The following is a 25,708-nucleotide window of genomic DNA, read 5'->3' as shown; positions in this document are numbered from 1 at the left end:
ACAATGAACAATGTTCTGGGATTTTTAGAAGCCAAACTGATGCCGTTGGCAGCGAAAGCCGCGCAGCAACGCCATCTGTGCGCCATTCGCGGTGCCTATGTTTCATTCATGCCGTTTATCATTGTCGGATCGATCCTGCTGGTGATTTCGTCGTTCCCTAATCAGGGCTATCAGCAATTTATGTCTCACACCTTTGGTGAGAGCTGGAGCAGCATCGTCGAGATCCCGTTTAATGCAGTGTTCTCCACCATGTCGCTGTTTATCAGTTTCCTGGTGGCCTATCGCCTGGCAGAGCATTACAAAGAAGACCGCGTGTCGTGCGGCATTCTGGCGCTGGTGAGCTTCCTTATCCTGACCCCGTTTATTAAAGTCGCAGAAAACGGTGGTATTACCGTCATGCCGGTGGAGTGGATCGGCAGCAAAGGTCTGTTCGTGGCAATGATCGGTTCACTGTTGTGGACTGAGCTGTTCTGCTGGCTGAAGCGTAAAAAGCTGGTTATCAAAATGCCGGACGGCGTGCCGCCAGCGGTGCAGGAATCGTTCGCGGCGCTGATCCCGGCGCTGCTGGTGATGATCCTGGTGCTGATCATTCGCATCGGCTTTGAAAACACCCACTACAACACCATTCACCAGTTCATTTATGAAGTGGTCGCCACCCCGGTTCGCCACTACGGCACCTCGTATTTCGGCGCGCTGATGACCGTGTTTAGCATCACCATTTTGTGGTCCGTGGGCATTAACTCCGGCTCGATGATCAACGGCATTATTCGTCCGCTGTGGATGGAAAATCAGACGGACAACATCGCCGCCATTCAGGCGGGCGTGACGCCGCCACACATCATTACCGAGCAGTTCTTCGACATGATATGGATGGGCGGTGCGGGTGCTACGCTGTCGCTGGTAATTGCGATGCTGATTTTCGCACGCAGTAAAAACATGCGCGAAGTGGCCCGCCTCGGCGCGGGTGCGTCGATATTCAACATCAATGAACCAGTGCTGTTCGGTCTGCCGGTCATCATGAACCCGATCATGCTCATCCCGTTCAACCTCGTGCCGCTGGTGCTGGTCACCATCCAGTACGTAGCGATGAAAATTGGCGCAGTGGCGGTCACCACCGGGGTGTTCATTCCGTGGACGCTGCCGCCGGTGCTGAGCGGATTTATCGTCACCGGGCACCTTTCCGGCAGCGTAATGCAAATATTGAATCTGCTGATTGGCGCGATGCTTTACCTGCCGTTCATGCGCATTCTCGATAAGCAGTATCGGGCGGCAGAAATCTTGACTGAAAATGAAACTCGCCAGATGGCAAAACAGGAGTCGTAACGATGTGGGGAATTATTGCAACCTGGCGAATGGCGCTGGAAGGTGTAACTGAATCAGCGTCGGCGCTGGCCGCAGGGAGAGCCGCATCCACCGCCGTTGTGGATGCCGTTGTTGCCGTTGAAGACTTTCCGCTCTACAAATCCGTCGGCTACGGCGGGCTTCCAACCGAAAACGGCGAGGTTGAACTGGATGCTGCCTTTATGGACGGCGACACCCTGGCGTTTGGTGCAGTCGGCAATCTGACTGATATCGCCAATCCGGTTCGCGTGGCGCAGGCGCTCAGCCGCCAACGCTATAACTCGCTGTTGGTCGGCCAGGGTGCGCGTGAATGGGCTCTGGAACAGGGCTTTGCCGAGAAAACCATGCTGACCGACCGCGCAATGCAGCACTACCGCAAGCGCTGTCGCGAAACGCTCGATAAAGGCCTCAGCCCGTATGATGGGCACGACACGGTCGGCATTATTGGGCTCGATCAGCAAGGGGCGATGAGCGTCGCCACTTCCACCAGCGGCCTGTTTATGAAAAAACGCGGGCGCATTGGCGATTCCCCGATCATGGGCTCCGGCTTTTACTGCGACAGTGAAACAGGCGCGGCAACGGCTACCGGCGTTGGCGAAGATCTAATGAAAGGCTGCACCAGCTATGAAATCGTGCGTCGGATGGCGGGCGGTATGTCGCCGCAGGACGCCGCGGATTCGGTGGTGTTTGAGCTGGAAGACAAGCTGATGTCGCGGTTTGGCCGCGCGGGTGATCTGTCGGTGGTGTGCATGAACCGCCGCGGGGAGTTTGGCGCTGCCACCAATATCAAAACGTTTTCGTTTGTGGTCGCCACGGAAAATCAGCCGCTGACCGTTTATCTCGCCGAGCGCCGTCAGGAGAAAACCCATTACCAGCCGGTGGATGACGAATGGATGCAGGCTTACGCCGCGCGTATTAGCGCCCCGATTGAGGAGTAAATCATGGAATTTCATTTAGTCACCGAACCTTCAGCCGTACCGCACGGCAGCCATCTGATTACCTCGCCTGACAGCCCGCTGCTGGAAGCGTTCGACATTCCGCTGCTGGCAGAAATGGTCGCGCAGGCCCGCAAGGGTCAGCTGGCAGACAGTCAATTTGGCTGTACGCCGTTCGCCCGCATCACAATTATTCCTGACGCCGCCTGGCAGGACACGCTGACCGAAGAGCTGCTCACCTCTCTGCGGCCGTTCTTCAAAAAGCCCGTCAGCGAAAACGTGGTACTGGATTGCACCTTGCTCAGCGAAAGCGGCGTGCGTGATCCTGTTCTGCGTTGGGTTTTCAATCTCGATCACAGCCTGGACGATCTTGGCCTGAAAAGCGGAAAAACGGCACGCGAGCGGATCAAATGCCTGACCGGGTTCTGTCTGTCATCGCAGCAGGAAACGCTGCATGAGGCATTTTGTCAGCAGCACGCGGTCGCCAATGGGATGCTGGCAGCGCGTCGCCTGGCGGATATCCCTTCGGAAACCTGTACCCCGCAGTTTGTGGTGGAGGAAGCTCAGCGCCTGTGCGCGCATTTTCCTGCGCTGCATTGTGAAGTGCTGAACGAACACGCCATTCAGGCACAAAGCCTGGGGCTGCTGCACGCCGTCGGGAAAGGCTCAACTCGCCCTCCCCGCCTGCTGGCGATTCATTATGACGGGGCGAAAGACGGCCCGGTGCGCAGCTACGTTGGGAAAGGCATTACGTTCGATACCGGCGGCCTGTGGCTGAAAGAAGGCGCGGGCATGTACACCATGAAATACGACATGTGCGGCGCGGCAAACGTACTCGGCCTGATGCTGAGTATCGCGGAACTGGCCCTGCCGGTGCGGTTGATGGGTGTATTAGCGCTGGCCGAGAACGCCATCGGGCCGGACGCGATGCAGCCCGGCAGCGTGGCGCGGGCCTGTAACGGGATGACGGTGGAAATCAATAACACCGACGCCGAAGGCCGTCTGGTACTGGCCGACGCGATTGCCTGGGCCAGCCAGCGTCATCCGCAGACCCGTTTCATTATCGATATGGCGACGTTGACCGGCGCAGTGGTAAAAGCGCTGGGCTATGAGCTGAGCGGATTAATGACGCAAAACGAGATGTTGCGCGAGCAACTGGTTCAGGCCGGGAAGAAAAGTGGCGATGAGGTGTGGTCACTTCCCCTCGATGGACGAATGAAAAAACAGACCGAAAGCGCGATTGCCGATTTGTGCAATACACCGACGAATAATGCGGCGATCAGCGCGTCGGCCGCATGGTTGCTGCATCATTTCTGCCCGCCGGAAATTCCGTGGGCGCATCTGGATGTCAGCGGTACGGCATTGTGGCGTGAGGGGGGTAAAAGCGTGGCATCAGGCCGACCAATTCCGCTGTTGATGCAGCATCTATTGGATGATTTGAAGTGATATCGTGCCCGGTGGGAATAGTCGTGTGATTTTGTAGGCCCGCGCAAGCGTAGCGCCGCCGGGCAATTGTGCCGGATGGCGCGATGCGTATCCGGCCTACAGCTTGAGGATCTCTTTCACAAACGGGATGGTCAGTTTGCGTTGAGCGGTAATCGACGCTCGATCGAGCTGATCGAGCGTCATAAACAGGGTGCGGGTTTCGCGATCGAGGCGCTTCATCAGGAAGCGGCAGACGTCTTCCGGCATCTCAAACCCACGCATTTTCGCACGCAGCTGTAACGCCTGAAGTTTGTCTTCATCGGACAGCGGTTGCAGCTTGTAGATTTGCCCCCAGTCGAGACGGGATGCGAGATCCGGCAGAGCAACATTCAGCTGGCGCGGTGGACGATCGCCGGTAATCAGCAGGCGCGTTTTGCCCGATTCAAGAATGCGGTTGTAGAGATTAAAAATCGCCATTTCCCACGGCTCATCCCCTGCCACACATTCGATATTATCGATGCAAACCAGCGCCAGATGCTCCATGCCTTCCAGCACGTCCGGGACGAACCAGGTACGTTTATCCAGCGGAACATAGCCGACGGCGTCGCCACGCTGTGAAAGCTCGGCGCACGCTGCGTGCAGCAAATGACTGCGGCCAGCACCTTCGCGCGACCAGACGTAAATGTATCCGCTGTGATCCTGACGCAGCATGGTTTGCACTGCGGCAAGTAAAGAAGAGTTATCACCCGCCCAGAAACTCGCAAAGGTTTCGTCGTCGGGAAGATAGAGTGGCAAAGAGAGCTGAGCCGGAGCGTTCAGAGTGACCTCAACATGGAACTGCTAAAAACGCGGTGAGTGTAACACAAGATCCGCGAATGAGAGAACCGGACGGGAAGTCCCGCCCGGTTGATCGATCGTTACGCTGTTTTATCGCTGTCAGCGGGATCAAGCACCACTTCTTCCGGGCGAAGAACGCTTATCAGTTTAAAGATGAGGCTCAGGGCCACACCCACGATGGTCGCCAGCGCCATGCCTTTCAGCTCTGCTGCACCGATATGGACTGTCGCACCGCTGACACCGATGATCAGAATCACGGCGGTCAGGATCAGGTTTTGCGTTTTGTTGTAATCGACTTTCGATTCAATCAGCACGCGAATACCTGACGCACCAATCACCCCGTACAGAAGCAGAGACACGCCGCCGATAACCGGAACCGGGATAATTTGAATCGCCGCCGCCAGTTTACCGACGCAGGACAGCAGGATGGCGATGATCGCCGCGCCGCCAATAACCCAGGTACTGTACACGCGGGTGATCGCCATCACGCCAATGTTTTCACCGTAAGTGGTGTTTGGCGTAGAGCCGAAGAAACCGGAAATGATGGTCGACAGGCCGTTGGCAAACATCGAACGATGCAGGCCCGGGTCGCGGATCAGATCTTTTTTGACGATGTTCGCCGTCACGACCAAGTGGCCGACATGCTCGGCGATAACCACCAGGGCGGCAGGCAGAATGGTGAAGATAGCAAACCACTCAAAGCGCGGGGTGTAGAAGGTTGGCAACGCAAACCACGGAGCCTGTGCAATCGCGGAGGTGTCGACGATACCGACCGCAAACGACAGCGCGTAACCCGTCAGCACGCCAATCAGGATGGGGATAATCGCCAGGAAACCGCGGAACAGCACGGAGCTGAACACCGTTACGCCCAACGTTATCAGTGAAATCATGATGCTGGTGGTATTTGGCGCCGTACCCGCTGCTGGCAGCAGGCCAGCCATATCAGCCGCCACATGTGCCAGTTCCAGGCCGATTACCGCGACAATCGCGCCCATCGCCGCCGGAGGGAACATCACATCCAACCAGCCGGTGCCCGCTTTTTTGACGATAAACGACACAAGGCAGAACAGCACACCGCACATAATGAAGCCGCCGAGCGCCACTTCATAACCCAGCGGTAACAGCAGCAGCACCGGGGAAATAAACGCAAAGCTTGAACCGAGATAGGCCGGGATTTTGCCCTTGCAGATGAACAGATACATCAGCGTGCCGATACCGTTGAACAGCAGAACCGTTGCCGGGTTGATGTGGAACAGGAAAGGTACCAGCACCGTCGCGCCAAACATGGCGAACAGATGCTGCAAACTAAGCGGGATGGTCTGCAAAAGTGGCGGTCTTTCACTTACCCCGATAGCGCGGCGCGTCATAATCTTATCCTCTGTCTGAGTGTTGTTGTTTGTATTGCGGTGTTTTAGTCAAAAAAAAGCCGACTCTCAAAGTCGGCTATTTTTAATGAATCTGTTATTTGGTACCAAAAATCTTGTCACCGGCATCGCCGAGGCCCGGAATAATGTATCCGTGCTCGTTAAGGCCCTGGTCAATGGACGCGGTGTAGAGTTCTACATCCGGGTGCGCTTTCTCCAGCGCTGCGATACCTTCCGGTGCCGCAACCAGAACCAGCACCTTAATGCTGGTGCAGCCTGCGTTTTTCAGCAGGTCGATGGTGGCAATCATTGAACCGCCGGTTGCCAGCATAGGGTCAACCACCAGCGCCATGCGCTCGTCGATGTTTGACACCAGCTTCTGGAAGTACGGTACTGGCTCGAGGGTTTCTTCATTACGGTAGATGCCGACCACGCTGATACGCGCGCTCGGAACGTGCTCCAGCACGCCTTCCATCATGCCCAGGCCTGCACGCAGGATTGGCACAACAGTAATTTTCTTGCCTTTAATCTGCTCGACCTGCACCGGGCCGTTCCAGCCTTCGATGGTGACAGTTTCAGTTTCCAGGTCAGACGTTGCTTCATAAGTCAGCAAGCTGCCCACTTCTGAGGCGAGTTCACGGAAGCGTTTGGTGCTGATGTCATGCTCACGCATCAGGCCCAGCTTGTGTTTTACGAGCGGGTGTTTCACTTCCACAATCTTCATTCTCTTTCTCCTCTGAGGGGCAACCACAAAAAAATCGCCGGATTATACCGCTTTTTGCAGGCAGCGCCATACCCGTTCTCATTGACGGGGATCAAGCAAAGTGATTAACACATTGTTACTCATTATAAAGTAAGGATAAAAATAAACCTCGCCGAAGCGAGGTTTTGTCTTTCAGTGAATCAATCGCGCACAATTAGAGCGCTTCGCCGTTGCTACTGATAACCTTTTGATACCATGCAAAAGATTTTTTGCGGCTACGTTCCAGGGTGCCGTTGCCTTCATTATCTTTATCGACATAGATAAAGCCGTAGCGTTTTTTCATCTCGCCAGTGCCGGCAGAGACGAGGTCGATACAGCCCCATGGCGTATAGCCCATCAGGTCCACGCCGTCTTCCACCACGGCCTTTTTCATTTCGGCGATGTGGGCGGAGAGATAATCAATGCGGTACTGGTCATTTACGCTGCCGTCGTTTTCACGCACGTCGATGGCACCAAAGCCATTTTCCACAATAAACAGCGGCAGCTGATAGTGATCCCAGAACCAGTTCAGTGAATAACGCAGGCCAACTGGATCAATCTGCCAGCCCCAGTCAGACTTTTTCACGTACGGGTTGGAGACCAGGCTGGTGGTTTCATCGTAGTCGAGCTGCGGGTTGTCTGCCGTCGCCTTGGTGGCGAAGGACATGTAGTAGCTGAAGCCGATGTAATCGACGCAGCCCTGTTTCAGCGCGGCGTTATCTTCTGCGGTGATGTCCAGTTCAAAACCACGACGCTCGAAGTAGTTCAGCAGATGCTGCGGATATTTGCCGCGCACGTGCACATCGGTGAACCAGTAACGGCGATGCATAGCGTTCATCGCCATCATCATGTCGTCCGGCGCGCAGGTCAGCGGATAAATCGGGCACATTGCAATCATGCAACCGACCTGCAGGGATGGGTTAATCTCACGCGCCACTTTCACCGCCAGCGCACTAGCAACCAGCTCGTAGTGCGCCGCCTGATACATAATCGGCTCGCGATCCTCACCCTCTTCGTATTTGATGCCGGAGTTGGTGAACGGCGCAAAATCTTCGTGGAAGTTTGCCTGGTTGTTGATTTCGTTGAAGGTCATCCAGTACTTCACTTTGTGCTGATAGCGCTCGAACGCCACTTTCGCAAAGCGCACAAAGAAGTCGATGACTTTACGGTTACGCCAGCCGCCGTACTCTTTCACCAGGTGATACGGCATTTCGAAGTGCGACAGCGTAATCACCGGCTCGATGCCGTATTTCAGGCATTCGTCGAACAGGTCGTCGTAGAATTTCAGACCCGCTTCGTTTGGCTCCAGCTCGTCACCTTTCGGGAACAGACGCGTCCAGGCAATCGAGGTGCGGAAACATTTGAAGCCCATTTCGGCAAACAGTTTGATGTCGTCTTTATAACGGTGATAGAAATCGATCGCGTCATGGTTCGGGTAGTTTTTTCCAGGCAGCACGCCGTCGGTAATTTCACGCGCTACACCGTGGGCCCCGGCGGTCATCACATCGGCAACGCTCGGGCCTTTTCCGCCCTCTTTCCAGCCGCCTTCCAGCTGATGTGCCGCAACGGCACCGCCCCACAGAAAATCGCTTTTAAATCCGGACATAACAACTCCCTCTTTAACATTCAGACTGCTGATTAAAATGGTAAACCGCGCCGAGTAAACCGGCGTCGTTGCCGTGGCTGACGGTATCGACGTATTCATCAATACCGAACCAGGCGAGATGCTGTTTCAGTTGTTGCAGGAAGCCCGGGCGTTCGGTGATGCCGCCGCCGAGCAGAATAGTTTGCGGGTCGAACAGATTGACCAGGTTGTACAGGCCGCTGGCGATGCCGTTGAAAAAATCGTTCACCAGCCGCTGGCAAACCGCGTCTCCCGCATCGCAGGCGTCGAAAATCTCTTCGCCACTGACGTCATCAAGCGGTTTCCCGATATGGCTCGCATAGCGGTTGCGCAGGACGCGCAGCGTGCAGGTAGCATTCATGGTGTAGTGCGTCGGGTGGCGGCTGCCGGGGCGGTCGGTAAACATGTAGCCAAATTCACCGCCGCGAAAACGCGCGCCGCGCACCAGCTGGTTATTGCAGAAAATCGCGCCGCCGATACCGGTGCCAATGGTCAGCACCAGGAAATCGCTCATGTCTGCCGCTTTGCCCTGCCAGCGTTCGGCGAGCAGCACGCAGTTGGCGTCGTTTTCAATCGCAACCGGCAGACGGGTGCGCTCTTCAAGCCACGCTTTGATACCGAACTGGTCGAATTTGCGGATAGCCCCGCCCATTTCGATGAAACCAGTGTGAGGATTGACGTAGCCAGGGGCGCTAATGGCGATGCCTTCACATTCAGGATGCGCATCCAGCCAGCTCAGAATGCCTTGCAGAATGGCCTCGCCGTCGCTGTCTTTGATGGCCACTTTCCCTTTCGCGACGATCGTTCCTTCGTCGGTCACTACGCCCATTTTGAGCGCCGTGCCACCAATATCAAACGCGGCAATATGCATCTGCTTTACTCCTCCTGACGGCAATTTCAGAAACCGGTTTCAGTGGAATATTGTGTGCTGTGGCAATAACCTGCAAGCATTAAAATGTACCCGGTTTCATTTTCGTGAACGGGCTCAAATTTGCCTGAATGAATGCTGAAAGCGTGTAAAAAAACGTCAACAAAAGATATCCCGCGCCCAGGCTCGCAAACGTTTGCTTAGGCTGTTAGAATGGCGCCGATTTTATTTGCTAACGCCATTCGTGGAGACTTGCAGTGACCGACAAAACCTCTCTTAGCTATAAAGATGCCGGTGTTGATATTGACGCGGGTAATGCTCTGGTTGACCGAATCAAAGGTGTGGTGAAGAAAACCCGCCGCCCGGAAGTGATGGGTGGCCTGGGTGGATTCGGCGCACTGTGCGCACTGCCGCAAAAATATCGTGAGCCGGTGCTGGTTTCCGGTACGGATGGCGTCGGCACCAAGCTGCGCCTGGCAATGGATCTTAAGCGTCACGACACCATCGGCATCGATCTGGTGGCCATGTGCGTGAACGACCTGGTGGTACAGGGCGCGGAGCCGCTGTTCTTCCTTGATTACTACGCGACCGGCAAGCTGGACGTTGACGTTGCATCCAGCGTTATCACCGGCATCGCCGAAGGCTGCCTGCAGTCCGGCTGTGCGCTGGTGGGCGGCGAAACCGCTGAAATGCCGGGTATGTATCACGGCGAAGATTATGACGTGGCCGGTTTCTGCGTGGGCGTGGTTGAGAAATCCGAAATCATCGACGGCAGCAAAGTAGCTGGTGGCGACGTGCTGGTGGCGCTCGGCTCCAGCGGTCCACACTCCAACGGTTATTCGCTGGTGCGTAAAATCCTTGAAGTCAGCGACACCAATCCAGAAACCACGGAACTCGACGGTAAACCCCTGGCCGATCACCTGCTGGCGCCAACCCGTATCTACGTGAAAAACATTCTGGAACTGATTGCCAGCGTCGACGTGCACGCCATCGCGCACCTGACCGGCGGCGGCTTCTGGGAGAACATTCCGCGCGTGCTGCCGGACAACACTCAGGCCGTGATCGACGAATCCTCGTGGCAGTGGCCGTCCGTATTTAACTGGCTGCAAACCGCCGGTAACGTTAGCCAACATGAAATGTATCGCACCTTCAACTGTGGCGTGGGCATGTTGATTGCGCTGCCAGCCTCAGAAGCCGATAAAGCTATCGCGCTGATGAATGAGAAAGGTGAAAACGCGTGGAAAATCGGCTATATCAAAGCTTCCGATTCTGAACAGCGCGTGGTCATCGAGTAATGAAAAATATTGTGGTGCTGATTTCTGGCAACGGAAGCAATTTGCAGGCGATTATCGACGCCTGCAAGCAGAAGAAAATCAATGGCACCCTGCGGGCTGTTTTCAGCAATAAGGCCGACGCGTTCGGCCTTGAGCGCGCCCGTGAAGCAACGATCCCGACGCATGTGCTGAGCGCCAGTCAGTTTCCCAACCGCGAAGCATTTGACCGCGAGCTGATGCAGGAAATTGACGCCTACGCCCCTGATGTGGTGGTGCTGGCAGGCTATATGCGCATTCTGAGTCCGGCGTTCGTGGCGCATTATCAAGGGCGTCTGCTGAATATCCACCCTTCCCTGCTGCCGAAATATCCGGGCCTGAACACCCATCGTCAGGTGCTGGAAAACGGCGACGAAGAGCACGGCACCTCCGTGCACTTCGTGACGGACGAACTCGACGGTGGCCCGGTTATTTTACAGGCCAACGTTCCGGTGTTCGCCGGTGACACGGAAGATGACATTACCGCTCGAGTTCAGCACCAGGAGCACGCCATTTACCCACTGGTGGTGAGCTGGTTTGTCGACGGACGTCTGGCAATGAAAGACAACAGCGCATGGCTGGACGGTGTTCAGCTCCCCGCGCAAGGCTACGCCTCCGAAGCGTAGTTGCAGGCCACCTGTCCATCGCGACAGGCGCTTTTTCTCCTCTCCCATACCGCTGAATAATAAAAAAACGTTATCGCAGGTTCACGACAAACAGATTATTGTCATACTTACCTGGCACAGTTGGACATCACTGGTCAAAGCTCGCCATAATGTGAGGGCTGTCCGCGTCAATCAACCGGAGTGTGAGTAGTAATGGGTCAGGATAAGCTTTATATCGAAAAAGAACTGAGCTGGTTATCCTTTAACGAGCGCGTTCTCCAGGAAGCAGCGGATAAAAGCAACCCGTTGATAGAACGCATGCGTTTTTTGGGGATCTACTCCAATAACCTTGATGAGTTCTATAAAGTACGTTTTGCCGAACTCAAACGCCGCATTATCATCAGTGAAGAACAAGGCCTCACCGCCCATTCCCGCCATCTTCTGGGAAAAATTCAGGCCCGCGTGCTGAAAGCCGACCAGGAATTTGACAGCCTTTATAACGAGTTGCTGCTCGAAATGGCGCGTAATCAAATTTTCCTGATTAACGAGCGTCAGTTATCGGTCAATCAGCAAAGTTGGTTACGCCACTACTTCAAACATTACCTGCGCCAGCACATCACGCCGATTCTGATTAATCGCGAAACGGATTTAGTCCAGTTCCTGAAAGACGATTACACCTATCTGGCGGTGGAAATTATTCGCGGCGAAGAAATTAGCTACGCCCTGCTGGAAATCCCGTCTGATAAGGTGCCGCGCTTCGTCAATTTGCCGCCGGAAACACCGCGTCGCCGCAAACCGATGATCCTGCTCGACAACATTTTGCGCTACTGCCTGGACGACATCTTCCAGGGCTTCTTCGATTACGACGCCCTGAATGCCTACTCGATGAAAATGACCCGTGACGCCGAGTACGACCTGGTGCATGAGATGGAATCGAGCCTGATGGAGTTGATGTCCTCGAGCCTGAAACAGCGCCTGACGGCTGAGCCGGTACGCTTTGTGTATCAGCGCGATATGCCTGATGCGATGGTCGAAATGCTGCGTAAAAAATTCGCTATCACCCGTTATGACTCCATCGTGCCGGGCGGCCGCTACCATAACTTTAAAGATTTCATTGGATTCCCGAACGTCGGTAAAGCCAATCTGGTTAACAAACCGCTGCCACGCCTGCGTCATATCTGGTTCGATAAATTCCGTAACGGTTTCGACGCCATTCGTGAACGCGATGTGCTGCTCTATTACCCGTATCACACCTTTGAGCACGTGCTGGAACTGCTGCGTCAGGCCTCGTTTGACCCGAGCGTGCTGGCTATCAAAATCAATATTTACCGCGTGGCGAAAGACTCGCGCATTATTGATTCGATGATCCACGCGGCGCACAACGGTAAAAAAGTGACCGTGGTGGTTGAGCTGCAGGCGCGCTTTGATGAAGAAGCCAACATCCATTGGGCGAAGCGCCTGACGGAAGCGGGCGTCCACGTTATCTTCTCCGCGCCTGGCCTGAAAATTCACGCCAAGCTATTCCTTGTTTCGCGTAAGGAAGGCGACGATGTGGTGCGCTATGCGCATATAGGCACCGGTAACTTCAACGAAAAAACCGCCCGAATTTACACCGACTATTCGCTGCTGACCGCCGATGCGCGGATCACCAACGAAGTCCGGCGGGTGTTTAACTTCATTGAGAACCCGTACCGCCCGGTGAATTTCGATTATCTGATGGTCTCGCCGCAGAACTCACGTCGTCTGCTGTATGACATGATCGACAACGAAATTGCCCACGCTCAGAACGGTCGCCCATCGGGGATCACCCTGAAGCTGAACAACCTGGTCGACAAAGGCCTGGTCGATCGTCTGTATGCAGCGTCCAGCTCCGGCGTGCCGGTGAATCTGCTGATCCGCGGTATGTGTTCGCTTATTCCGCAGCTGGAAGGCATTAGCGAAAATATTAACGTCATCAGCATCGTCGACCGTTATCTTGAGCACGACAGGCTGTATATTTTTGAAGATGGCGGCACGAAAAAAGTGTGGCTCTCTTCCGCTGACTGGATGACGCGCAATATCGATTACCGAATTGAAGTCGCTACGCCTATCCTCGATCCACGCCTGAAACAACAGGTGCTGGATATCGTCGATCTGCAATTTAGCGATACCGTGAAAGCCCGTTTTATCGACAAAGAACTGAGTAATCGTTACGTGCCCCGCGGCAACCGCCGCAAAGTCCGGTCACAGCTGGCGATCTACGACTACATTAAATCACTTGAGCAGCCCGATTAATCTATGCCCATAAAAACCAAAACGTCACGACCGCAGGAGATTGCTGCGGTTGACCTGGGATCGAACAGTTTTCATATGGTTATCGCACGCGTCGTTGACGGTGCGCTGCAAATCATTGGCCGCCTGAAACAGCGTGTCCATCTGGCCGATGGCCTGAATGAAGACAATATGCTCAGTGAAGAAGCGATGGAGCGCGGCCTGACCTGTCTGTCACTGTTTGCGGAACGCCTGCAAGGGTTTCCTCCGTCCAGCGTCTGCATTGTCGGCACGCATACGCTTCGCCAGGCGCTGAACGCGCCGGAGTTTTTGAAGCGTGCGGAAAAAGTGATCCCTTATCCGATTGAAATCATTTCCGGGAATGAAGAAGCGCGTCTGATTTTTATGGGCGTGGAGCATACGCAACCGGAAAAAGGCCGCAAGCTGGTTATCGACATCGGTGGCGGTTCGACGGAGCTGGTCATCGGCGAAGACTTTACGCCGCAGCTGGTTGAAAGCCGTCGTATGGGCTGCGTGAGCTTTGCCCAAATGTTCTTCCCTGGCGGACTTATCAGCAAAGAGAACTTCCAGCGCGCGCGCCTTGCGGCGGTGCAGAAACTGGAAACGCTCTCCTGGCAATACCGTATTCAGGGCTGGAACGTGGCCATGGGCGCGTCCGGCACCATTAAAGCAGTGCATGAAGTGCTGGTCGAAATGGGCGAGAAAGATGGCATCATCACGCCGGAACGCCTGGAAATGCTGGTTGACGAAGCGCTGAAGTTTAAAAACTTTAGCGCGCTCAGTCTGCCTGGGCTTTCAGAAGACCGTCAGGCGGTCTTTATGCCGGGCCTGGCGATTCTGTGCGGCGTGTTTGATTCACTCGCCATTAAAGAGCTTCGCCTGTCTGACGGCGCGCTGCGCGAAGGCGTGCTGTATGAAATGGAAGGCCGCTTCCGCCATGACGATATCCGCAGCCGAACCGCGGAAAGCCTGGCCAGTCAGTATCATATCGACCGCGAACAGGCACGTCGCGTGCTGGAAACAACCCATCAGATGTATGAACAGTGGGTGCAGCAGAACGCGAAGCAGGCGCATCCCCAGCTGGCTGCCCTGTTGAAATGGGCCGCGATGCTGCATGAAGTGGGACTGAATATCAATCACAGCGGAATGCATCGCCATTCGGCGTACATTCTGCAAAACAGTGATTTGCCAGGCTTCAACCAAGAGCAGCAGATGCTGATGGCAACCCTGGTGCGCTATCATCGCAAAGGGGTGAAGCTGGACGATTTGCCGCGCTTTACGCTGTTTAAGAAGAAGCAATTCCTGCCGATGATCCAGCTGCTACGCCTCGGCGTATTGCTGAATAACCAGCGTCAGGCCACGACGACTCCACCGACGTTAACACTGACCACCGAAGCGAATCACTGGACACTGTGCTTCCCTCACGACTGGTTTAGTCAAAACGCGCTGGTGCTACTCGATCTGGAAAAAGAGCAGCAGTACTGGCAAGGCGTAACCGGCTGGATGCTGAAAATTACCGAAGAAGAAGACTCACCAGACATCGCCGCCTGATATAACAGGCTCGATATTCCCGGCAGCCAGACCGTCTAAAGGTTCTGGCTTGCCGAGATAAAAGCCCTGCAGATAATCAATTCCCAGGCTCAGCGCCGCCTCACGGATTTCATCCGTTTCTACGTACTCAGCCACCACCTGCATGTTCTTCATTCGCGCCAGCTGGCAAATCGACGAAACGATTTGGTAATCCAGAGTGCTCGACAGCAGATTCTGGATAAAACTGCCGTCGATTTTAAGGATATCGGCACTAACATTTTTCAGTCGCGCATAACTGGCATAGCCCGTGCCAAAATCATCAATGGCAATGCGGCAACCCAACGCTTGAAGCTGCGCCATGTTGAGCATGGCCTGGTCCGGGTGACTCAGCGACTGATTTTCAGTGATTTCAAAAATAAGCTGCCAGCCCTGAATGTTATAGCGCATCAGCAGGTCGGATACCGTCTTCGGAAACTGTGATCCGCAGGCCGATGAGGGTGAGATATTCACCGACAATCGCAGGCCAGGCAGCGTTTCACGACAGCTATCCATAAATTTCAGCGTATTTTCCAGCACCCACAGGTCGATCCGCGATGAAAGCCCAAACTCATGGGCCACCGGCAGAAACACTTCCGGGGAAATCAGCTGGTCGTTATCGCCATTCAGACGCAGCAATACTTCGTGATAACTGTCGCCGCGCATGCCGACAATCGGCTGCGCCATCAGCCTGAAATTACCGTGCTCCAGCGCCAGCTGCAGCCGGTTCATCATGGTGATTTTATCTTTCAGGCCCTCCTGCAAATGCGAGGCGTTACGGTGCTGAAGATTTTCAGGTGAACCGGTCACCAACGAGGAGTTAGCCATCGTACTCAGCTCACCTAACAGCATCGGCAGCTGCATCACCGGAGAACGCACATGGCAGTAACTCACCCCCACGTTCGGCTGCAGCGGCATTCCATCCCAAACAAAACGAAATCTTTTAATCCGCGCATCAATGGTAGCAATCCGCTCTTCATGAGCTTCCGTATTCAGTCGAATCACCAGGTCGTGGCCGGAAAGCTGGTAAGTACACTCCCCGTCGTGCAGCTCCGGCTCAAGCCATTTCCCCAGCGTTTGTTTGTACTGGATACGCACCATCATCCCGTAATGACGCCCCAGCACTTCGAGTTCTGGAATACGTAAGAAACACAGCACTGACCACGGTGTGCTCGAGAGCTTGCGGCTCAGCGCCCACAAATTCGGCATCTGAACCACGGGGTCGATAAACGCCATCCGTTTCACGCGGGCGTGGATGTAGCGCTGTTGGGTCGACAGCATCGCCATGTACACCACGATAAACGAGAACACCAGATAGCTGGATGAGGTAATCGCCAGCTGGTTGCTGTAGCTCGGATAAGACGGCATGTAACGGTAGTAGAAGTGAATACTAACTATCAGCACTACCGTCCAGACGATAGACATCAGCTGATAGCCGAAACGCATCGAGCCCCACAGCATCACCGGCAGCAGCAGTGAGAGGGTATAATTGGTGGTGAAAATAGAGGCTGCATTTGCGGCAGGAATAAAAAGCAGGCCCATGATAATCAATAAGATAAGTGACCAGACGATCATCTCGCCCGTACTCACTTTGGCGTCAATTTGTTGGCGCATCTGGGAGATGAACGCGCGCAAATACATCGGATTTCGGATGATCCGAATGACCAGATAACACAGCGGCACTCCGGTTAAGCAGCCCACCAGCACCGACTGGTAGTTAATCAGGCTGTGCAGCGTCAGTGGCCCGGTTCCGGCCAGCGAAATTCGCGCAGGCAGGATGTTAAAAAAGACGCAGGCCAGCAGCAGCAGTTGAAAAAGGGTCGCAGGGAAAAACATCTGCCAGAACAGACGTTGCGGCATCAAACGCGTGCAGCCATAGGAAACGGAATGCCGCCTCGGCACGAAAACCCGATACCCGCCCCAGCTGAGAATTATCGGGATTAAAAAATGGAAGGTGATGCCAATCGTTTCAGGGACGGTCATGCCCTGAGCAATGACCAGCCAAATCCCTGATACGATGCCGGGCAGCGCTTTCCAGCCAAAAAAAAGCATCAGAGACAATAGCAGGGCCAGCGGCAAATAATAGAGTGAAACGATACCGCCATCGATATGGCTGAAGGTATTAGCCGCGCGGGCAACGGGTAAAAGCAGCGTTGGCAGGATGAGCGGTAGCCCCCACCATTTATCACGATTGTTTTTATATAATTCAGTAAGATGCATAGATACTCAAAAGAGGACCCAATTCCTGATGGGTGGTTTCAGACAGGCATCCAACCTGATTAGTGACTTCCGCGAATGGTTACAGAGCGGAAAGGGGCAAGAGATTATAAGTAGCACCAGGGTGGACGATTTGACTTAAATCAATAAACCACAATGCGGTTATGATTAATGCATCATTCCATTCATGCGTTCGCCCGTTTTGATCTCCGGTTCTGTTTTGCACACTTTTTATGCAATTGTTAATTGACCCTGCTGCCTCGCTGTGCCTTAATAGGCCCCATCGCCCATAATGGGTATTATTAAAGGACCCCCTCAGTGAGCCAGGCAACCCCGATGCGCAAACGACATCAGTTTAACAGTCGCATGACCCGGATCATTTTACTTATCAGCTTCCTCTTCTTCTTTGGCCGCTTCGTCTATTCCTCAATCGGCGCCTGGCAGCATCATCAGGACAAGAAAGCCGCGCAGCAGTCGAGTCAGGTCACTGAAACTCAGGTGCGCACCGAGCAAAATTAACTCCCATCTGGCCAGGACTATTCCCGGTAAAAGTCCCTGCATTTGCATCCTACGGTAAAACCAAGCACGATGATGGTGAACCCGTAACGAACAGCCAATACAGGGAACGTATGAAAAACATCCTGAATACCTTTCTGCCGCTGTACACCACCACCCTGCTGATGCTGCTCGGTTCCGGGCTGTTGACGACCTATATTTCACTGCGCCTTGCGCACGAAGACGTCAGCGGTACGGTTATCGGGGCGATAACTGCAGCGAACTATCTCGGTCTGGTGATTGGCGGCAAAGTCGGCCACAACCTGATTGCCCGCGTCGGGCATATACGTGCTTACGTCTCCTGTGCGGGGATCATCACCGCCTCGGTCGTCGGACACGGACTCAGCGATTTTATTCCCCTGTGGATTTTCCTGCGCATGGTTATCGGCCTGTGCATGATGTGCCAGTACATGGTGCTGGAAAGCTGGCTCAACGACCGGGCGGAATCCTCGCAGCGCGGCGCCATCTTCGGGCTGTATATGGTCGCGACCTATCTCGGCCTGTGCGGCGGGCAGATTATCCTGATGGCGGCAGCGGGAACCGGGCCGTCGATGCTGCTGATTGTCGCGCTCTGCTTCGCCCTGTGCCTGGTGCCAATTGCGCTCACCACACGCACCACTGCGCAGCCAATGACCCCCGCTCCGATGGAGCTCGGCTACTTCTTTAAAGCTATCCCCAAACTGCTGGCGGCAACGCTAGTGATGGGCATGGCCGCCGGGGCGTTTTACGGTCTGGCGCCGGTGTATGCCATTTCGCAAGGCTTAACCACCCGGCAAACCGGCCTGTTCATGGGTGTGACTATTTTCGCCGGGATGGTGTCACAGTTCCCGCTCAGCTGGCTCTCCGATCGCTATGACCGTCAGCATCTGCTGTTTTATACCGCGGTGCTGTTTGCGCTGGCCTCTCTGCCGCTGTCGGTTCTGCCTCACCTTGGCTTTTACTGGCTGTTGGGTATGGCCTTTATTTCCAGCATGGCGATGTTCTCGCTTTACCCGCTTGGCGTGGCGATTGCCAACGATCGCGTTGAGCCAGAACGCCGCGTATCGCTGACGGCATGTCTGCTGATGGCTTTCGGCGTCGGGGCCTGTATCGGGCCGCTGATAACCGGCGCAATCATGCAACCCTTCGGCGGTAACGTGCTTTATTTCTGCTTCACGCTGTGCGGCGCGACTATCGGGGCCATCAGTTGGATCAGAAAACGTCAGCCGGAGATCATTGTCGATGCGCCATTGCCACACGTGGTGATGCCCGACAGCCTGATGTCTTCGCCGCTGGCGGTGGCGCTGAACCCATCAATGGATGAAGACGTCATTCAGGAGGCGATGGTCGATACACCGGCAGAAGAGGCCGCGCCTGAGGATACTGACACGGTGGAAGAAACAAATACCAGGCCATAACGCAATCAGGGCGACCTGCGTCGCCCTGAAATTCATGATTTTTTTGCCCGATGGCGCTGACGCTTATCAGCCCGTCGGGCACACTCAGTGTAGTGGTCAACAAAAACTGGCCACCACTTTAGAGTTTTTCCAGTATCGATTTTCCGATTCGTTGGGGGGTAACCCGCCGTTATATTCATGCGGCCTGAGCGCGCTGTAATACCCAACGATATAATCTGTTATTTCATGGGCAGCATCGCTGAAGCTTACGTAACCAGTCACTGGCACCCATTCATTCTTCAGACTCCTGAAGAAGCGCTCCATCGGGCTGTTATCCCAGCAGTTTCCACGTCGGCTCATACTCTGTTTGATCCGGTACCTCCACAATAACTGCCGGAACTGCCTGCTTGTATAATGACTGCCTTGATCGCTGTGGAACATCACTCCGTCTGGCTTGCCGCGAGCTTCCCACGCCATTTCCAGCGCTTTGGCCGTCAGTTTGCTATCCGGGGAGAACGATATTGCCCAACCCACCGGTTTCCTCGCGAACAGATCGAGAACAACTGCAAGGTATGCCCAGCGCTTACCTGTCCAGATATACGTCACGTCACCGCACCACACTTGATTTGGCTCTGTCACTGCGAACTGCCGCTCAAGGTGATTCGGAATCGCGACGTGTTCATGGCCGCCACGTTTATATCGATGAGTAGGCTGCTGGCAACTGACCAGCCCCAGCTCTTTCATCAGTCTGCCAGCAAGCCAGCGTCCCATCCGATAGCCTCTCTGGGTTGCCATTGTGGCGATGCTCCTTGCTCCGGCAGAACCATGGCTGATGTTATGCAGCTCCATCACCTGGCTTCGTAATACAGTCCGCCTGCCGTCTGGTTTTTCAGGACGGTTTTGCCAGTATTTGTAGCTGCTACGATGAACCCCGAACACGTGGCAGAGAGAGGCCACTGGATAACGCGCCCTGAGTTTCCCGATTAACGAGAACTGTTCAGGGAGTCTGACATCAAGAGCGCGGTAGCCTTTTTTAATATTTCGTTTTCCATTTCAACACGTTGCAGCTTTTTCTTTAGCTCACGTATTTCGATTTGTTCCGGGGTTATTGGAGAGGCGTTTGACGTTTTGCCCTGCCGTTCATCACGCAGCTGTTTTACCCATTTCGTCATCGTAGAAAGGCCAACGTCCATGGCCTTCGCTGCCTGAGCGGCAGTGTAATTTTGATCGACAACCAACTGGGCTGACTCACGTCTGAATTCAGGACTAAAATTTTTTCTTTTCATTGGTGCACCTGTGTTGTTCTGAGGTGAGCATATCACCTCTGTTCAGGTGGCCAAATTCAGTGTGCCACTACAATCCACCCCAAGTTGTACGAGGCGTTTAAGATGAGTCGTAATCTCTTCAGATGTTCCACCAAACCCTGCTTCTACATCAACACTTAATGGCAGGTTACTGACGGATTTGATGCGAGTGACGAAATAGAACAATTCGTCAAAAGACATGGCTTCTCCATCTTCGTAGCCTAACGTAGCAGCAATCGCTGCACTTGAAGTACCAAGGGCCTGATAGCCCGCCTGCTGCGCCGCAATAGCACTTCCAGCATCCCAGACATTCGCGATGAGTAACGGTTTGTTTTGATTATGAAGCTCAATGAAATTCATGATTATCTCCTTTTAGAATGAAGATAAATCTAGAACATACGACGAAACTCTCACAACCGAAAAACGGACGACCATTTTTTGCATGCTTTCTAAGCCAACTGCTACAGGGTTGATCTGACCCGTTGAAATCACAGCACTGAGCAGACGATAGAACCCATTATTTCACAAACCCGCCCTGCCCTCAGTTGAGTAAACCGTAAATGCGCCTCAAATTTTAGCGGCTAAAATACTAGGCACAAAAACAAAAAAGCCCGCAGTTACGCGGGCTTAGAGGTACTTTACTACTTTTACGTGCAGGCTGTTGCCAGACGTTAAATCATTCCCACTCAATCGTCGCTGGCGGTTTGCCGCTGATGTCATACACCACGCGGGAAATACCGTTCACTTCGTTGATGATGCGATTGGACACACGGCCGAGGAAATCGTACGGCAGGTGCGCCCAGTGCGCGGTCATGAAGTCGATAGTTTCAACGGCACGCAGGGAAACAACCCAGTCGTACTTGCGGCCATCGCCCATCACGCCGACGGAACGCACCGGCAGGAACACGGTGAATGCCTGGCTCACTTTGTTGTACAGGTCAGCTTTGTGCAGCTCTTCGATGAAGATAGCGTCCGCACGACGCAGTAGGTCGCAGTACTCTTTCTTCACTTCGCCCAGCACGCGCACGCCGAGGCCTGGCCCCGGGAACGGGTGGCGGTACAGCATGTCGTACGGCAGCCCCAGTTCCAGACCGATTTTGCGCACTTCATCTTTGAACAGTTCACGCAGCGGTTCAACCAGACCCATCTTCATCTCTTTCGGCAGGCCGCCCACGTTGTGGTGAGATTTGATGACGTGTGCTTTACCGGTCGCGGAGGCGGCGGATTCAATCACGTCAGGGTAGATAGTCCCCTGCGCCAGCCATTTCACGTCTTCGAGCTTCAACGCTTCTTCATCGAATACTTCGACAAACACGCGGCCGATAATTTTACGCTTCGCTTCCGGATCATTTTCGCCCGCCAGCGCGCTCAGGAAGCGCTCTTCACCTTCCACATGCACGATGTTCAGACCGAAATGATCGCCAAACATATCCAGCACCTGCTGAGATTCATTGAGGCGCAGCAAACCGTTGTCGACGAACACACAGGTCAGATTTTTACCGATAGCACGGTGCAGCAGCATCGCGGTTACGGAAGAATCGACGCCGCCGGACAGGCCGAGGATCACTTTGTCGTCGCCAACCTGCTGACGAATACGCTCAACCGCATCTTCGATGATTTTTGCTGATGTCCACAGAGCTTCGCATTGGCAAATATCGAGCACAAAACGCTCCAGCATACGCAGGCCCTGACGGGTGTGCGTCACTTCCGGGTGGAACTGCACGCCGTAGAAGCGTTTTTCTTCGTTAGCCATAATGGCAAACGGGCAGGTTTCGGTGCTGGCAACGGTCACGAAATCAGACGGGATGGCGGTCACTTTGTCGCCGTGGCTCATCCATACGTCGAGCAATGGCTTGCCTTCTGCGGTCAGGGCGTCTTCGATGCCACGAACCAGCGCGCTGTCAGTTCTGACTTCTACCTGCGCGTAGCCAAACTCACGTTCGTTAGAGCCTTCAACGTGGCCGCCAAGCTGCATCGCCATGGTCTGCATGCCGTAGCATACGCCGAGAACCGGGACGCCTGCTTCGAAGACGTACTCAGGCGCGCGTGGGCTGTTGTCTTCAGTGGTGCTTTCCGGGCCGCCGGACAGGATGATACCGCTCGGATTGAACTCACGAATTTGTGCTTCGGTGACGTCCCAGGCCCACAGTTCACAATATACGCCCAGCTCGCGCACGCGGCGTGCAACCAGCTGAGTGTACTGAGAACCGAAATCGAGGATAAGAATGCGATGTTTATGAATATTGTCGGTCATTGACGGTAATTCCAGGGCAAGTGAAACAAAATCAAAGCGCCCGGCATAAGCCGGGCGCGGGAAATAATCAAGAACCCATGCGGTAGTTCGGGGATTCCTTGGTGATGGTCACGTCATGTACGTGACTTTCCTGAATGCCCGCCCCGCTGATGCGTACGAATTCAGCCTTGGTACGCAGCGCGTCGATGGTACCACAGCCGGTCAGGCCCATACAGGAGCGCAGGCCGCCCATCTGCTGGTGAATGATCTCTTTCAGGCGACCTTTGTACGCTACGCGACCTTCGATACCTTCCGGTACCAATTTGTCGGCAGCGTTATCGCTCTGGAAGTAACGGTCTGAGGAGCCTTTGGACATCGCGCCCAGAGAGCCCATGCCGCGGTAGGATTTGTAAGAACGGCCCTGGTAAAGTTCGATTTCACCCGGAGATTCTTCGGTACCCGCCAGCATCGAACCGACCATGACTGCGCTTGCGCCCGCGGCAATGGCTTTGGCAATATCACCGGAGAAACGGATGCCGCCATCGGCGATAACCGGAATGCCCAGGCCTTCCAGCGCTTCAACCGCGTCGGAAACAGCGGTGATTTGCGGAACGCCCACGCCGGTTACGATACGGGTAGTACAGATAGAGCCAGGACCGATACCCACTTTCACCGCGCTCACACCCGCGTCAGCCAGGGCACGGGCGCCTGCGCCAGTGGCCACGTTACCGCCGATGATTTGCAGGTCTGGGTATTTCGCGCGGGTTTCACGAATGCGTTGCAGAACGCCTTCGGAATGGCCGTGAGAGGAGTCAATCAGCAAAACGTCAACGCCCGCGGCAACCAGCGCATCAACACGCTCTTCGTTACCGGCACCTGCGCCAACGGCCGCACCCACGCGCAGACGACCATGCTCGTCTTTACACGCATTCGGTTTACGCTCGGCTTTCTGGAAATCTTTTACGGTGATCATGCCAATCAGGTGGAAATTCGCATCAACAACCAGCGCTTTTTCCACACGTTTTTCATGCATTTTACCGAACACGACGTCACGCGCTTCGCCTTCACGCACGGTGACCAGACGCTCTTTCGGCGTCATGTACACGCTGACCGGCTGGCTAAGGTCGGTCACGAAACGCACGTCACGGCCGGTGATTATACCGACCAGTTCGTTGGTTTCAGTCACTACCGGATAACCGGCAAAACCGTTACGCGCGGTCAGCTCTTTTACTTCGGCCAGAGTGGTAGTTGGCAAAACGGATTGTGGGTCAGAAACCACGCCGGACTCGTATTTCTTCACGAGGCGAACTTCTTCCGCCTGACGCTCGATAGACATGTTTTTGTGAATAAAGCCGATGCCACCTTCCTGAGCCAGGGCAATCGCCAGGCGCGCTTCCGTCACGGTGTCCATTGCTGCGGAGAGCATAGGAATGTTCAGGCGAATGGATTTCGTTAAATGCGTGCTGAGATCAGCAGTATTCGGCAGAACGGTGGAATGAGCGGGAACGAGGAGGACGTCGTCAAACGTCAGTGCTTCTTTGGCGATACGTAGCATGGGCAATATCTCTACCTGGAGGTTAATAAATATTGCCGTGGCATTATACAGAGCGTAATCGGTTGCATCCACACTTTTTTGCAAAAAATGCTTGCGATCGCATCTGAGCAAGTTACTATCGACTGAATAACCTGCTGATTTAGAATTTGATCTCGCTCACATGTTGCCTTCTCAATCCCCCGCAATTTTTACCGTTAGCCGCCTGAATCAGTCGGTTCGTCTGCTGCTGGAACGAGAAATGGGGCAAGTGTGGATCAGCGGTGAAATTTCCAACTTTTCTCAGCCCTCTTCCGGGCACTGGTACTTTACCCTCAAGGACGACAACGCCCAGGTGCGCTGTGCGATGTTCCGCAACAGCAATCGCCGCGTCACGTTTCGTCCGCAGCATGGCCAGCAGGTTTTAGTTCGCGCAAACATCACGCTGTACGAGCCGCGCGGTGACTACCAGATTATCGTCGAAAGCATGCAGCCTGCGGGCGAAGGGCTATTGCAGCAAAAGTACGAGCAGCTCAAAGCGCTGTTGTCTGCAGAAGGCCTGTTCGATCAGCAATTCAAGCAGCCTTTGCCAACGCCTGCGCACTGCGTCGGGGTGGTAACCTCGAAAAGCGGGGCTGCATTGCACGACATCCTTCACGTTTTGAAACGTCGCGATCCGTCGCTACCGGTGGTGATTTATCCCACGTCGGTTCAGGGTGACGATGCGCCGGGTCAGATTGTCCGCGCCATTGAACGGGCAAACCAGCGTGAAGAGTGTGACGTGCTTATTGTCGGGCGCGGCGGCGGTTCGCTGGAAGATTTGTGGAGTTTCAACGACGAACGCGTGGCGCGGGCGATTTTTGCCAGCCGCATTCCGATGGTCAGCGCCGTCGGACATGAAACTGATGTGACCATCGCCGATTTCGTGGCAGATTTACGCGCCCCAACACCCTCTGCTGCTGCCGAAATGGTCAGCCGCAATCAGCAGGAACTGCTGCGCCAGGTACAGTCGGCCCAACAGCGGCTGGAAATGGCGATGGATTATTTCATCGCCAACCGTAACCGCCGATTCAGCCAGCTTCAGCATCGCCTGCAACAGCAGCATCCGCAGCTGCGCCTCGCGCGTCAGCAAACGGTGCTCGGCAGACTGCGCCAGCGCATGAACTTTGCATTAGATAATCAGCTGAAAAAAAACACTCAGCGTCAGCAGCGGGTGATTCAGCGTCTGAATCAACAAAATCCGCAGCCGCGGATTTATCGCGCGCAAACACGTATTCAGCAACTTGAATATCGTCTGGCGCAGACGCTTCGTGCGCAGCTCAGCACAACGCGTGAACGCTTTGGTAATGCGGTAACGCATCTTGAGGCCGTTAGCCCGTTGTCGACGTTAGCACGCGGCTATAGCGTGACGACCGCCGCCGACGGCAAGCTGGTCAAAAAGACCAGGCAGCTGAACGCCGGAGACACACTGACAACGCGTCTGGAAGATGGGGTGGTGGAAAGTGAAGTCACTAAAATCACGCCGGTGAAGAAAACGCGGACGCGAAAAGCGAAACCAACAGAGTAAGCCCGGTAAGCGAAGCGCAACCGGGCATTTCACGGTT

19 protein-coding genes and 1 pseudogene are annotated in these 25,708 nt (G+C 54.6%); 10 read left to right on the top strand and 10 right to left on the bottom strand.

Annotated features, from left to right (window positions below; translation table 11 throughout):
- Positions 1-3 precede the first annotated feature (3 nt).
- Genes celB through MUU47_RS15685 form a run of 3 tightly spaced genes read left to right on the top strand, consistent with a single transcriptional unit; the run spans position 4 to position 3,722 of the window.
- Positions 4-1,323: a PTS cellobiose transporter subunit IIC gene (celB, locus tag MUU47_RS15695; RefSeq protein ID WP_159769895.1), complete on the top strand. Its 1,320-nt coding sequence runs from the start codon at positions 4-6 to the stop codon at positions 1,321-1,323.
- Positions 1,324-1,325: 2 nt separating this feature from the next.
- Complete coding sequence (locus MUU47_RS15690) at positions 1,326-2,279, top strand: glycosylasparaginase (RefSeq protein WP_258989090.1); 954 nt, start codon at positions 1,326-1,328, stop codon at positions 2,277-2,279.
- Between the two features lie 3 nt (positions 2,280-2,282).
- Entirely contained in the window at positions 2,283-3,722 is a 1,440-nt protein-coding gene (locus MUU47_RS15685; RefSeq protein ID WP_374684758.1) for a leucyl aminopeptidase family protein, read from the top strand.
- Positions 3,723-3,818: 96 nt separating this feature from the next.
- On the opposite strand, the gene MUU47_RS15680 is transcribed toward MUU47_RS15685, so the two are convergent.
- From MUU47_RS15680 to bglK, 5 genes are all read right to left on the bottom strand, one after another.
- On the bottom strand, positions 3,819-4,520 hold the full coding sequence (locus MUU47_RS15680; RefSeq protein ID WP_258989390.1) for a DnaA inactivator Hda: 702 nt from the start codon (positions 4,518-4,520) through the stop codon (positions 3,819-3,821).
- 98 nt (positions 4,521-4,618) lie between these two features.
- Positions 4,619-5,905 carry a uracil permease gene (uraA, locus tag MUU47_RS15675; protein WP_258968058.1) on the bottom strand — a complete coding sequence of 429 codons (1,287 nt, stop codon included), beginning with the start codon at positions 5,903-5,905 and terminating at the stop codon, positions 4,619-4,621.
- Between the two features lie 94 nt (positions 5,906-5,999).
- Complete coding sequence (gene upp / locus MUU47_RS15670) at positions 6,000-6,626, bottom strand: uracil phosphoribosyltransferase (RefSeq protein WP_159760663.1); 627 nt, start codon at positions 6,624-6,626, stop codon at positions 6,000-6,002.
- A 193-nt stretch (positions 6,627-6,819) separates the two neighbouring features.
- Positions 6,820-8,250 carry a 6-phospho-beta-glucosidase gene (locus MUU47_RS15665; protein WP_258989089.1) on the bottom strand — a complete coding sequence of 477 codons (1,431 nt, stop codon included), beginning with the start codon at positions 8,248-8,250 and terminating at the stop codon, positions 6,820-6,822.
- A 13-nt stretch (positions 8,251-8,263) separates the two neighbouring features.
- On the bottom strand, positions 8,264-9,139 hold the full coding sequence (gene bglK, locus MUU47_RS15660) for a beta-glucoside kinase BglK (RefSeq protein WP_258989088.1): 876 nt from the start codon (positions 9,137-9,139) through the stop codon (positions 8,264-8,266).
- Between the two features lie 254 nt (positions 9,140-9,393).
- Between bglK and purM the strand changes: the two genes are divergently transcribed.
- The 4 genes from purM (at position 9,394) to ppx (ending at position 14,873) form a co-directional block, all read left to right on the top strand.
- Positions 9,394-10,431, top strand: a complete 1,038-nt coding sequence (gene purM, locus MUU47_RS15655) for a phosphoribosylformylglycinamidine cyclo-ligase (protein WP_258989087.1) — start codon at positions 9,394-9,396, stop codon at positions 10,429-10,431.
- Positions 10,431-11,072: a phosphoribosylglycinamide formyltransferase gene (gene purN, locus MUU47_RS15650; RefSeq protein WP_258989086.1), complete on the top strand. Its 642-nt coding sequence runs from the start codon at positions 10,431-10,433 to the stop codon at positions 11,070-11,072. Before purM ends, purN begins: the two co-directional genes overlap by 1 nt.
- Positions 11,073-11,264: 192 nt before the next feature.
- Positions 11,265-13,325 carry a polyphosphate kinase 1 gene (gene ppk1 / locus MUU47_RS15645; RefSeq protein ID WP_258989085.1) on the top strand — a complete coding sequence of 687 codons (2,061 nt, stop codon included), beginning with the start codon at positions 11,265-11,267 and terminating at the stop codon, positions 13,323-13,325.
- Positions 13,326-13,328: 3 nt separating this feature from the next.
- Entirely contained in the window at positions 13,329-14,873 is a 1,545-nt protein-coding gene (gene ppx, locus MUU47_RS15640) for an exopolyphosphatase (protein WP_258989084.1), read from the top strand.
- Here ppx and MUU47_RS15635 read toward each other — a convergent pair.
- The gene (locus MUU47_RS15635; RefSeq protein WP_258989083.1) at positions 14,853-17,108 is read right to left on the bottom strand and encodes a bifunctional diguanylate cyclase/phosphodiesterase; all 2,256 of its coding nucleotides are present in this window, start codon (positions 17,106-17,108) and stop codon (positions 14,853-14,855) included. The two genes, ppx and MUU47_RS15635, sit on opposite strands and share 21 nt — an antisense overlap.
- Positions 17,109-17,423: 315 nt before the next feature.
- On the opposite strand from MUU47_RS15635, the gene MUU47_RS15630 reads away from it, so the two are divergent.
- A complete protein-coding gene (locus tag MUU47_RS15630) occupies positions 17,424-17,624 on the top strand; it encodes a YfgG family protein (RefSeq protein WP_110508970.1) in 201 nt (66 codons plus the stop codon).
- 110 nt (positions 17,625-17,734) lie between these two features.
- Positions 17,735-19,057: an MFS transporter gene (locus tag MUU47_RS15625; protein WP_258989082.1), complete on the top strand. Its 1,323-nt coding sequence runs from the start codon at positions 17,735-17,737 to the stop codon at positions 19,055-19,057.
- A 96-nt stretch (positions 19,058-19,153) separates the two neighbouring features.
- Here MUU47_RS15625 and MUU47_RS15620 read toward each other — a convergent pair.
- From MUU47_RS15620 to guaB, 4 genes and pseudogenes are all read right to left on the bottom strand, one after another.
- Positions 19,154-20,322 (bottom strand): IS3 family transposase gene (locus tag MUU47_RS15620; RefSeq protein WP_258989081.1). Its coding sequence is split into 2 segments (ribosomal slippage): positions 19,154-20,073 and positions 20,073-20,322, totalling 1,170 coding nucleotides; the frame shifts between segments, so codons are not numbered across the junction.
- Between the two features lie 75 nt (positions 20,323-20,397).
- Positions 20,398-20,700 (bottom strand): annotated as a pseudogene (locus MUU47_RS15615) (isocitrate lyase/phosphoenolpyruvate mutase family protein); the annotation flags it as partial.
- Between the two features lie 316 nt (positions 20,701-21,016).
- Positions 21,017-22,594, bottom strand: a complete 1,578-nt coding sequence (gene guaA, locus MUU47_RS15610; protein WP_110508957.1) for a glutamine-hydrolyzing GMP synthase — start codon at positions 22,592-22,594, stop codon at positions 21,017-21,019.
- A 67-nt stretch (positions 22,595-22,661) separates the two neighbouring features.
- On the bottom strand, positions 22,662-24,128 hold the full coding sequence (gene guaB, locus MUU47_RS15605) for an IMP dehydrogenase (protein ID WP_159464390.1): 1,467 nt from the start codon (positions 24,126-24,128) through the stop codon (positions 22,662-22,664).
- 160 nt (positions 24,129-24,288) lie between these two features.
- Between guaB and xseA the strand changes: the two genes are divergently transcribed.
- The gene (gene xseA / locus MUU47_RS15600; RefSeq protein WP_258989080.1) at positions 24,289-25,671 is read left to right on the top strand and encodes an exodeoxyribonuclease VII large subunit; all 1,383 of its coding nucleotides are present in this window, start codon (positions 24,289-24,291) and stop codon (positions 25,669-25,671) included.
- Positions 25,672-25,708 lie beyond the last annotated feature (37 nt).

Origin of the sequence: Scandinavium hiltneri, from assembly GCF_024764835.1 — a bacterium.
Classification (GTDB): domain Bacteria; phylum Pseudomonadota; class Gammaproteobacteria; order Enterobacterales; family Enterobacteriaceae; genus Scandinavium; species Scandinavium hiltneri.
The sequence above is the reverse complement of the archived record's forward strand: the minus strand, read 5'-3'. Positions and strand labels throughout refer to the sequence as shown.

Excerpts from the sequence above, each read along its gene's own strand:
- celB (WP_159769895.1), top strand. The coding sequence starts at position 4 with ATGAACAATGTTCTGGGATTTTTAGAAGCCAAACTGATGCCGTTGGCA.
- MUU47_RS15690 (WP_258989090.1), top strand. The coding sequence starts at position 1,326 with ATGTGGGGAATTATTGCAACCTGGCGAATGGCGCTGGAAGGTGTAACT.
- MUU47_RS15685 (WP_374684758.1), top strand. The coding sequence starts at position 2,283 with ATGGAATTTCATTTAGTCACCGAACCTTCAGCCGTACCGCACGGCAGC.
- uraA (WP_258968058.1), bottom strand. The coding sequence starts at position 5,905 with ATGACGCGCCGCGCTATCGGGGTAAGTGAAAGACCGCCACTTTTGCAG.
- upp (WP_159760663.1), bottom strand. The coding sequence starts at position 6,626 with ATGAAGATTGTGGAAGTGAAACACCCGCTCGTAAAACACAAGCTGGGC.
- MUU47_RS15665 (WP_258989089.1), bottom strand. The coding sequence starts at position 8,250 with ATGTCCGGATTTAAAAGCGATTTTCTGTGGGGCGGTGCCGTTGCGGCA.
- bglK (WP_258989088.1), bottom strand. The coding sequence starts at position 9,139 with ATGCATATTGCCGCGTTTGATATTGGTGGCACGGCGCTCAAAATGGGC.
- purN (WP_258989086.1), top strand. The coding sequence starts at position 10,431 with ATGAAAAATATTGTGGTGCTGATTTCTGGCAACGGAAGCAATTTGCAG.
- ppk1 (WP_258989085.1), top strand. The coding sequence starts at position 11,265 with ATGGGTCAGGATAAGCTTTATATCGAAAAAGAACTGAGCTGGTTATCC.
- ppx (WP_258989084.1), top strand. The coding sequence starts at position 13,329 with ATGCCCATAAAAACCAAAACGTCACGACCGCAGGAGATTGCTGCGGTT.
- MUU47_RS15635 (WP_258989083.1), bottom strand. The coding sequence starts at position 17,108 with ATGCATCTTACTGAATTATATAAAAACAATCGTGATAAATGGTGGGGG.
- MUU47_RS15625 (WP_258989082.1), top strand. The coding sequence starts at position 17,735 with ATGAAAAACATCCTGAATACCTTTCTGCCGCTGTACACCACCACCCTG.
- guaA (WP_110508957.1), bottom strand. The coding sequence starts at position 22,594 with ATGACCGACAATATTCATAAACATCGCATTCTTATCCTCGATTTCGGT.
- guaB (WP_159464390.1), bottom strand. The coding sequence starts at position 24,128 with ATGCTACGTATCGCCAAAGAAGCACTGACGTTTGACGACGTCCTCCTC.
- xseA (WP_258989080.1), top strand. The coding sequence starts at position 24,289 with ATGTTGCCTTCTCAATCCCCCGCAATTTTTACCGTTAGCCGCCTGAAT.